Origin of the sequence: Lysobacter zhanggongensis (assembly GCF_046638635.1) — a bacterium.
Taxonomy (GTDB): domain Bacteria; phylum Pseudomonadota; class Gammaproteobacteria; order Xanthomonadales; family Xanthomonadaceae; genus Novilysobacter; species Novilysobacter luteus.
Genome location: NZ_JBJXHK010000094.1, coordinates 1 through 7487, shown reverse-complemented (window position 1 = coordinate 7487; position 7487 = coordinate 1). Strand labels below are relative to the sequence as shown.

Here is a 7487-nt window from a genome sequence, read left to right as displayed (position 1 = left end):
CCAGCCGCCGGCGGCCGCACCCGCGTTGCCCGCTTCGTCGCCGGTCGGCCCCGCGCCGCCGCGGGTGGTGGTGGTGCACGCACCCACGCCAACCTACGAATGCACCACGCCCGACGGGGACCGCTACACCAGCCACAACCCCGCCGGGAACCCGCGCTGGGTGCCGCTGTGGACGCTCGGCTATCCGGCATGGACCTCCCCGCGGCGACCACACCAGCGACCCATGCCGCCGGTCCGCCCCGCTGCCGCGGGAACGTCGTACGGCAGCGGTCTCGTTTACGACGGAGTGGGTCGGCCGACCCCGTCGGCACCGGCCGACCACTCACGCCTCCCTGCGTTGCCGCCTCACGTCGGCCTGGCGGCGACACCGGGCACTTGGATCCGCGACGAGTGCCGGCCGCTGCCGCAGGCGGAGGTCTGCGAGCGGCTGCGCGATCGCCACTGGGAGCTTGGCCGCCGCTACAACAGCGCGCTGCAGGGCGAGCGCCACGCCATCGATGCCGAGCAGCGCCGGATCGACGCGCAACTGGCCGCGGAGTGCCCGCCATGAGGGCGATGTACCGTCCGCGCCGGGCCGCGCAGTGGTGTCTCGCACTGCTGCTGGTGTGCGCCACCGCCACGTCCGTCGCTGCGCAGGACGAAGTGGTGATCTACCGCTGCACCGCCGCCGATGGCGCGGTCACGGTGCAGAACGACGACCCCTGCCCCCGCGGCAGCCGCGAGCAGCGCCGCGTGGTCGAGACCACGCCGCCCCCGTCCGAGCCGTACATCCCCGTGCCGACGCCGGCCGCAACACCGGCCGCGCGGCCATCACTGATGCCGATGCCGGTGGAACCCCCACCGCCGGACACCCATGGCACGGTCCTGGTCGAGGTCGACAGCGACGTCCCGGTCGAACGCCGCCCGCCGCCACCGCTGTTCGCGTGCCGCACCTGGGAGCGGGAGGACTACCTGACCGACAGCGAGGTCCCCGCCGAGCGCTGTGCGGNTGCCGATGCCGGTGGAACCCCCACCGCCGGACACCCATGGCACGGTCCTGGTCGAGGTCGACAGCGACGTCCCGGTCGAACGCCGCCCGCCGCCACCGCTGTTCGCGTGCCGCACCTGGGAGCGGGAGGACTACCTGACCGACAGCGAGGTCCCCGCCGAGCGCTGTGCGGCGATGCGCACTACGGGCCTGGGCGGCGACCCGACCCGCGGCGCCGGGGCGGCCTGCATGGTCGTGGTCGACGCCTGCCAGCCCGTGCCCGAGGCGGACCGGTGCGCACGCTGGGAGGAGCTGCTGCAGGCGAGCGAGGCGACGGTGCAGTTCGCCCGCAGCGACGACCCGGTGGCGGCACGCGCCGAACTGGAGCGCGTGCGCGCGATCGTCGAGCGCAACCGCTGCGACGGCTGACTGCGAGCCGCGACCGCCCGGCTCAGAACCCGTAACGCAGGAACCCGCCGTCGACCGCGATGCACTCGCCGGTGACGTAGCCGGCGGCTGGGAGGCACAGGAACGCCACGGCCGCGGCCACTTCCTCCGGTTCGCCCACGCGCCCCATCGGCGTGCGCAGCAGCACCTCGTCGAGGTAGTCCGGGTCGGCCAGCTTGCCGGACGTGCGGCGGGTGCGGATGTACCACGGCGCCACCGCGTTGACCCGGATCCCGTCCCCGGCCCACTCGACCGCCAGGTTCCGGGTCAGCTGGTGCAACGCCGCCTTGCTCATGCCGTAGGGCGCGCCGGTGCGCACGTGGGTCAGGCCCGAGACGCTGCCGACGTTGACGATGCTCGATGCCGCATGGCGGGTCAGCAACGGGTGCAGGTAGCGCGACAGTTCGAACGCCGAAAACAGATTGACCTCGAAGATCTGGCGCCATTCGGCGTCGCCGTAATCGGTGCTCGCCTTGCCGATGTTCATGCCGGCGTTGTTGACCAGCACGTGCAGGCCTTCGCCGAAGTCCTCGACCCAGTCGAGCAGCTCCCGGCGCTGCTCCTCGATGCCGACGTCGGCGGCGAAGCACTGCACCTCGCGCTCGGGGAAGTCCTCGAGCAGTTCGGTGCGGGCGGCGTCGAGGCCGGCGGCGTCACGCGCGGCCAGCAGCACGTCGGCGCCGAAGCCGAGCAGCTCTCGCGCGATCGCGCGGCCGATGCCGGCGCTGCCGCCGGTGACGAGTGCGAGTTGGCCGTCGAGCCGCCAGCGCCTGGGATCCATGCCTGCTCCTATCGGGGTCCGCGCCGGGCGGACGCGGTGTCACGACCGGCGTAGGATAAGCCGCGAGTCAACCGGAGGATGCCGCGATGTCGCCGACCACCCTGTTGCGGGTCGCCGCCGTGGCCGCCGTGGTACTGCTGGCGGCCTGCACCAAACCCGACGCGCCCGACCCGGAACGGCCGCCGGAGCCGCAGGCGGCCGGGGCCACGCACGGCTAGCCGGCGCCTACTCGCCGCAGAAGCAGTACGCCAGCGACTTCACCGGTACGCCGGCCACCGGCGTGATCGCGCCTTCCAGCAGCTTCAGGTCGGCCGCCGCCTGCGGCACCGCGCGCGCCAGCAGGCCGCGCGCGATGTCTGAATCCGACAGCATGGCCACGCCGATCCGGCTGCTGGCAAAGCCGGTGAACCAGCGCTCGAACGGGGTGGCGGCCTTCTCCAGGTAGTGGACCGCGTAGTTGTCCTCCAGCCCGGCGAGCTTGGCGGCGGCGTCGATCGCGGTGTTGAGCCCACCCAGTTCGTCGACCAGCCCGCGCGCCTTGGCCTGCGAGCCGCTCCACACGCGGCCACGCGCCACCTCGTCGATCGCGGCGACCGGCTGGTCGCGGGCCTGCGCGACCTTGCCGATGAAGTCGCGGTAGCCCTTCTCGATCACCGACTGGATCACCTGGCCAACGGCCGGGTCGAGCTCGCGGGTGATGTTGAACGCGCCCGCGAACGGCGTGGTGCCGACGCCGTCGGTGTTGACGCCGATGCGCTCGAGTGCGCGCGGAATGGTCGGGATCATGCCGAAGATGCCGATCGAACCGGTGATCGTCGACGGGTCGGCGTAGATGGTGTCGGCGTCCATGCTGATCCAGTAACCGCCCGAGGCGGCCAGGTCGCCCATCGACACGACGACAGGCTTGCCGGCCTCCTTGAGCGCGACCACCTCGCGGCGGATCTGCTCGGAGGCGAACACTTCGCCGCCCGGGGAGTCGACGCGCAGCACCACCGCCTTGACGTTGCGGTCGTCGCGGGCGTCGCGCAGCAGGGCCGAGGTCGACTCACCGCCGATCGTGCCCGGCGGCTGCTTGCCGCCGGTGATCGAACCGGCCGCGACCACCACCGCGACATGCGGGCGCACGCTGGTGACCTGGCCGAGCGCGTTGTCGACGTGGGCCAGGTAACCGGCCATCGAGACCTGGCGGAAGCCACCCTCGGCGTCGGCATCGGCCACGCCGCGCTCGGCCAGCAGGTCGGCAACCTGCTCGCGGGTCTTCAGGGCGTCGACGAAGCCGTGCTCCAGCGCGTGGCGGGCAAGGTCGCCGTCGACCGCGGCAATCTGCTCGGGCAGCTGCTCGATGCCGGCCGCGATCGTCGCCGGCTCGATCCCGCGCGCCGCACCGATCCGGGCCAGGTAACGGTTCCAGAGGTCGTTCATCCAGTACAGGTCGGCCTCCTTCGACTCCGGCGACGCCGCGTCGAGCACGAACGGCTCGGCCGCGGACTTGTACTCGCCCACCTTGAACAGGTGCACGTCGACGCCGAGCTTGTCCTGCAGGCCCTCGCGGTAGTACTGGCGGTAGCGGCCCAGGCCTTCGAGCAGCATCCCGCCCATCGGGTCGAGGTAGACCTCGTCGGCCTGGGCGGCGATCAGGTACTGCTCCTGCGACATCATTTCCGAGAAAGCGACCACCTGCTTGCCGCTTTCGCGCAGGCGCACCACCGCCGCGGCGACCTCGCCCCGGCTGGCCATGCCGCCGCCGGTGAGTCCGTCCAGGTCCAGCAGTACGCGCTCGATCCGGTCGTCCTGGCCCGCCTCGTCCAGCGCGCGCAGCAGGTCGCGCAGCTGCACTTCGCCGGCCTCCTCGCCCAGCGCGCGGGTCAGCGCGCGGGTGGCCGGGTCGACGCTGTACTGCTCGACCAGCGCGCCCGTCGGGGCGATCACGAGGGTGGTGCGGTCCAGCAGCGGCTCGGTCCGGTCGCCCGAACCCATCACCGCCAGCAGCAGGAACAGCAGCACGAAGAACAGCAGGTTGAGGATCAACCGGCGGGTAAAGTTCATCGCATCCCACAGGCCGATGAAGAAGCGGGCGATGGGGCCGCGCTGCGGAGTCTGGTTCATTGCGTCGTGGTTCTCATGTGGAACGGCCCGCGGAAATGCGGGCGATGGGCCAGCGTACCCGCTGCGCCGTCGTGGTTCATCGGTCGGAGGTCACCCGCGCCGCGTCCGGGGCGGGGTCCGGACCTGTCTCGTTCAGGATCAGCCGGAGCCTTGTCGGGTCGCTCGAGCGTACGAACCGCAGGGACAGCAGCACCGCCGCGACCAGCAGGCCCGCGATCAGCCCGAGCCACATGCCGCGCGGGCCCCAACCGGTGGTCAGGCCGCCGACGCCGAGTCCGAGCACCGCGCCCAGCGGCATGCCGACCGCCCAGTAGGCCAGTCCTGCCAGCAGCATCGGCACGCGCGTGTCGCCCAATCCGCGCAATGCGCCGGCAGACAGCACCTGCACGCCATCCGGGAACTGGAACGCGGCGGCGTACAGCAGCAGCGTCGCCGCCAGCGCCGCCACCGCGGCATCGTCGGTGTAGAACCCGACGATCCAATCGTTGCCCAGCAGCAGCGCCAGCGCCGAGAACGTCTGGGTCGCCAGCACGATGAGGTAGCCGGCGCGCGCGGCGCGGCGCACGCCATCGACATCGGACCGGCCCAGCGCGTGGCCGACCCGCACCGTGGTCGCCTCGGCCAGCCCCATCGGGATCATGAAGCAGAGGCTGGCGACGTTGATCGCGATCTGGTGGGCGGCCGCGGGCAGCTCGCCGAGCCGGCCGATCAGCAGTGCGGTCGCAATGAACAGGCCGCCCTCCATCGCCACCGTCACCCCGATCGGCAGGCCGGTCGCGAGCAGCCCGCGGATCGTGTCCCAGCGCGGCGGGTCGAAGCGTGCAAACAGCCGGAGCCCGGCGAAGCGGCTGGAGCGACGCAGGTACAGGAAGAACGCGATGGCCTGCGCCCACATCATCACCGCCGAGGCGATGCCCGGCCCGCCGGCACCGAGCTCGGGAAAGCCGAACGCGCCATAGGTCAGTACGTAGCCGATCGGCACCAGCAGCACCAGGCCGCCGAAGCCGAGCACCATCGTCGGCAGGGTGAAATGCAGGCCGTCGCTGAGGTAGCGCATGCACAGGTACAGCGTCAGCGCGGGCACGCCCCAGCGGATGCCGTGGATGAAGTCGATCGCGCCCGGCACGATCGTCGGGGCGATGCCCATCGGCACCAGGGCGTGCGCGGCGGCGGTCATGAAGCCGAACAGGATGATGCCCAGCACCGCCGCCAGCCACATCGCCTGGCGGAACAGCGCGCCGATCTCCGCCCGCCGGCCGGCGCCGTCGAGTTGCGACACCGCCGGCGGCAGCGACATCAGCGTGCCCATCGGCACCATCATCGGCAGCCAGAACAGCGCCGTGCCCACCGACACCGCGGCCAGCGTCTCGGTGCCGTGGTGTCCGGCGATCACGCTGTCGACGAAACCGATCAGCCCGGTCGACAGGTGGCCCAGCACCAGGGGTGCGGCGAGCACGGCGCTGCGGCCGACTTCGGTCGACAGGCGCGGGCCGTGCGTCGGCAGGGAGGCATCGGAAGGCATGGGAGAACCGGTCGGGCGACGGCGGCCGCGCCGCCAGGCGGCAGTCGGGCGCTGGCGCCGGGTCGTGGCGGGCCGCTATCTTAGCGCCCGCCATCCACGGCCCCGGGGACAACGCGCATGACCGACCACACGACCGGCAACGCGTCGCACGCGCCGCTGACCCACTGCGAAAACTGCGCCACGGCGCTGCAGGGCGATTTCTGCCACCAGTGCGGGCAATCGGTGCACAACCCGATCCGCCACGCCGGCCACGCGATCGAGGAATTCTTCGAAGCGTTCTGGCACCTCGACGGTCGCCTGTGGCGGACCCTGCGCGACCTGGTCTCGCCCGGGCGCGTGGCCATTAACTACCTCGCCGGCCACCGCCAGCGCTATATCGCGCCGCTGCGGCTGTTCGTGGTGCTGAGCCTTCTGACGTTCTTCATCGGCGCGGCGGCAGTACATATCGACGAGCGCAATGCCAACTTCAACGACAGCCGTGCCCGGTTCGCCCAGGCTGACACGGTCGAGGAAGTGCGGGCACTGGAGGACGCCTTGATGGAGGAGATCCAGCAGGCGCGCATGGCCTCGGGAGACGTGCCCGGCGTGGACATGGGACTGGTGGCGGCCGAGGCGGCCATTCGCGGCGCCGCAGCCAACCGGCGCGTCGAACTGGGCGAAAACGGCACCGGGACCGGCAACGCCGCCGCACCGACCACTCGCGACGCGACGACGGCTCCACGTCCGCGCGACAGCGGCCTGCAGCTCAACATGCTGGGCCACACCGGCGTTTGGGACGCCAAGACCAATCCGCTGGTGGTCAGCTGGTGGCCGGGCTTCGCGAACGACTGGCTCAACCGCAAGCTCGGCAACATCGAGCGCACCATGGAGAGCGAGAACTTCGCCTCGCCCGAGTTCTGGGTGCAGGGGCTGATGGCCTCGGCGCCGACCGCCCTGTTCCTGCTGGTACCGGTGTTCGCCGGACTGTTGAAGCTGGTTTACCTGTTCAGCGGGCGCCTGTACCTGGAGCACCTCGTGGTGGCGCTGTACAGCCATGCCTACCTGCTGCTGGCATTGGCGCTGATGTTCGTGGCTTCGCTCGTAGGGAGCTGGCTGGCGCCGTACACGGTGTGGGTGGGCATCGTGGTCGCGCTGGGGTGGTCGCTGGTGATGGTGTGGCTGCCGATCTACCTGCTGCTGATGCAACGCCGCGTCTACCGCCAGGCCTGGTGGCTGACGGCGATCAAGTACCTGGTTGTCGGGAACATCTATTTCCTGATGTTGCTTTTTGCGACGCTGGTGATGTTCATGGCACGGCTGGCGGAGGGCTGACCGCTCAGCGGTGCAGGCGGTCCCACAGCCAGTCGTCGCGGCGCGCGGCGGCGGTCGATACCAGCTCGCGCCGCAGCTGGGCGCGCTCCTGCGGGGGCGTGCGTTGCACCAGTACCGCAAGGTCCTTGCGCTGGCGGGCGGTCATGCCGCGCAGCACGCGCAGGATCTCGTCGTGCTCGGCCACCGGCACCTGCGCCAGCAGCGGTTGCAGCGCGGTGTAGTCGGCGCCCAGGTCGGGGCCGAGCAGCCAGCCGCGGCGCACGCTGGCATCCAGCGCCTGGAACTCGTCGCGCAAGGCCTGCTGCCGGTCGGGAGGCAGCGCCTCGAACCAGCGCGCGGCGGTCCGCACCCGG

At 71.5% G+C, this 7487-nt stretch carries 9 protein-coding genes; 4 read left to right on the top strand and 5 right to left on the bottom strand.

Annotation, left to right across the window (positions count from 1 at the left end; translation table 11 throughout):
* The coding region (locus ACKVMH_RS11850) for a DUF4124 domain-containing protein (protein ID WP_412700448.1) at positions 1-550 on the top strand (550 nt) is incomplete at its 5' end.
* 100 nt (positions 551-650) lie between these two features.
* On the opposite strand, the gene ACKVMH_RS11845 is transcribed toward ACKVMH_RS11850, so the two are convergent.
* Complete coding sequence (locus tag ACKVMH_RS11845; protein WP_412700447.1) at positions 651-860, bottom strand: hypothetical protein; 210 nt, start codon at positions 858-860, stop codon at positions 651-653.
* Between the two features lie 140 nt (positions 861-1000).
* Between ACKVMH_RS11845 and ACKVMH_RS11840 the strand changes: the two genes are divergently transcribed.
* Complete coding sequence (locus ACKVMH_RS11840) at positions 1001-1396, top strand: hypothetical protein (RefSeq protein WP_412700446.1); 396 nt, start codon at positions 1001-1003, stop codon at positions 1394-1396.
* Positions 1397-1418: 22 nt separating this feature from the next.
* Here ACKVMH_RS11840 and ACKVMH_RS11835 read toward each other — a convergent pair whose 3' ends face one another.
* Complete coding sequence (locus ACKVMH_RS11835; RefSeq protein ID WP_412700445.1) at positions 1419-2195, bottom strand: SDR family oxidoreductase; 777 nt, start codon at positions 2193-2195, stop codon at positions 1419-1421.
* Between the two features lie 86 nt (positions 2196-2281).
* Here ACKVMH_RS11835 and ACKVMH_RS11830 point away from each other — a divergent pair, with 86 nt between their 5' ends.
* Positions 2282-2413, top strand: a complete 132-nt coding sequence (locus ACKVMH_RS11830; protein WP_412700444.1) for a hypothetical protein — start codon at positions 2282-2284, stop codon at positions 2411-2413.
* Between the two features lie 7 nt (positions 2414-2420).
* Here the strand turns inward: ACKVMH_RS11830 and sppA are convergent, their stop codons facing one another.
* Positions 2421-4301 carry a signal peptide peptidase SppA gene (gene sppA / locus ACKVMH_RS11825; RefSeq protein WP_412700443.1) on the bottom strand — a complete coding sequence of 627 codons (1881 nt, stop codon included), beginning with the start codon at positions 4299-4301 and terminating at the stop codon, positions 2421-2423.
* A gap of 76 nt (positions 4302-4377) precedes the next feature.
* Positions 4378-5823, bottom strand: a complete 1446-nt coding sequence (locus tag ACKVMH_RS11820; RefSeq protein ID WP_412700442.1) for an MATE family efflux transporter — start codon at positions 5821-5823, stop codon at positions 4378-4380.
* 117 nt (positions 5824-5940) lie between these two features.
* Between ACKVMH_RS11820 and ACKVMH_RS11815 the strand changes: the two genes are divergently transcribed.
* Positions 5941-7134, top strand: coding sequence for a DUF3667 domain-containing protein (locus tag ACKVMH_RS11815; RefSeq protein WP_412700441.1), 1194 nt, complete (start codon positions 5941-5943; stop codon positions 7132-7134).
* Between the two features lie 4 nt (positions 7135-7138).
* Here the strand turns inward: ACKVMH_RS11815 and ACKVMH_RS11810 are convergent.
* On the bottom strand, positions 7139-7487 hold a 349-nt coding region (locus ACKVMH_RS11810; RefSeq protein ID WP_412700440.1), incomplete at its 5' end, for a hypothetical protein.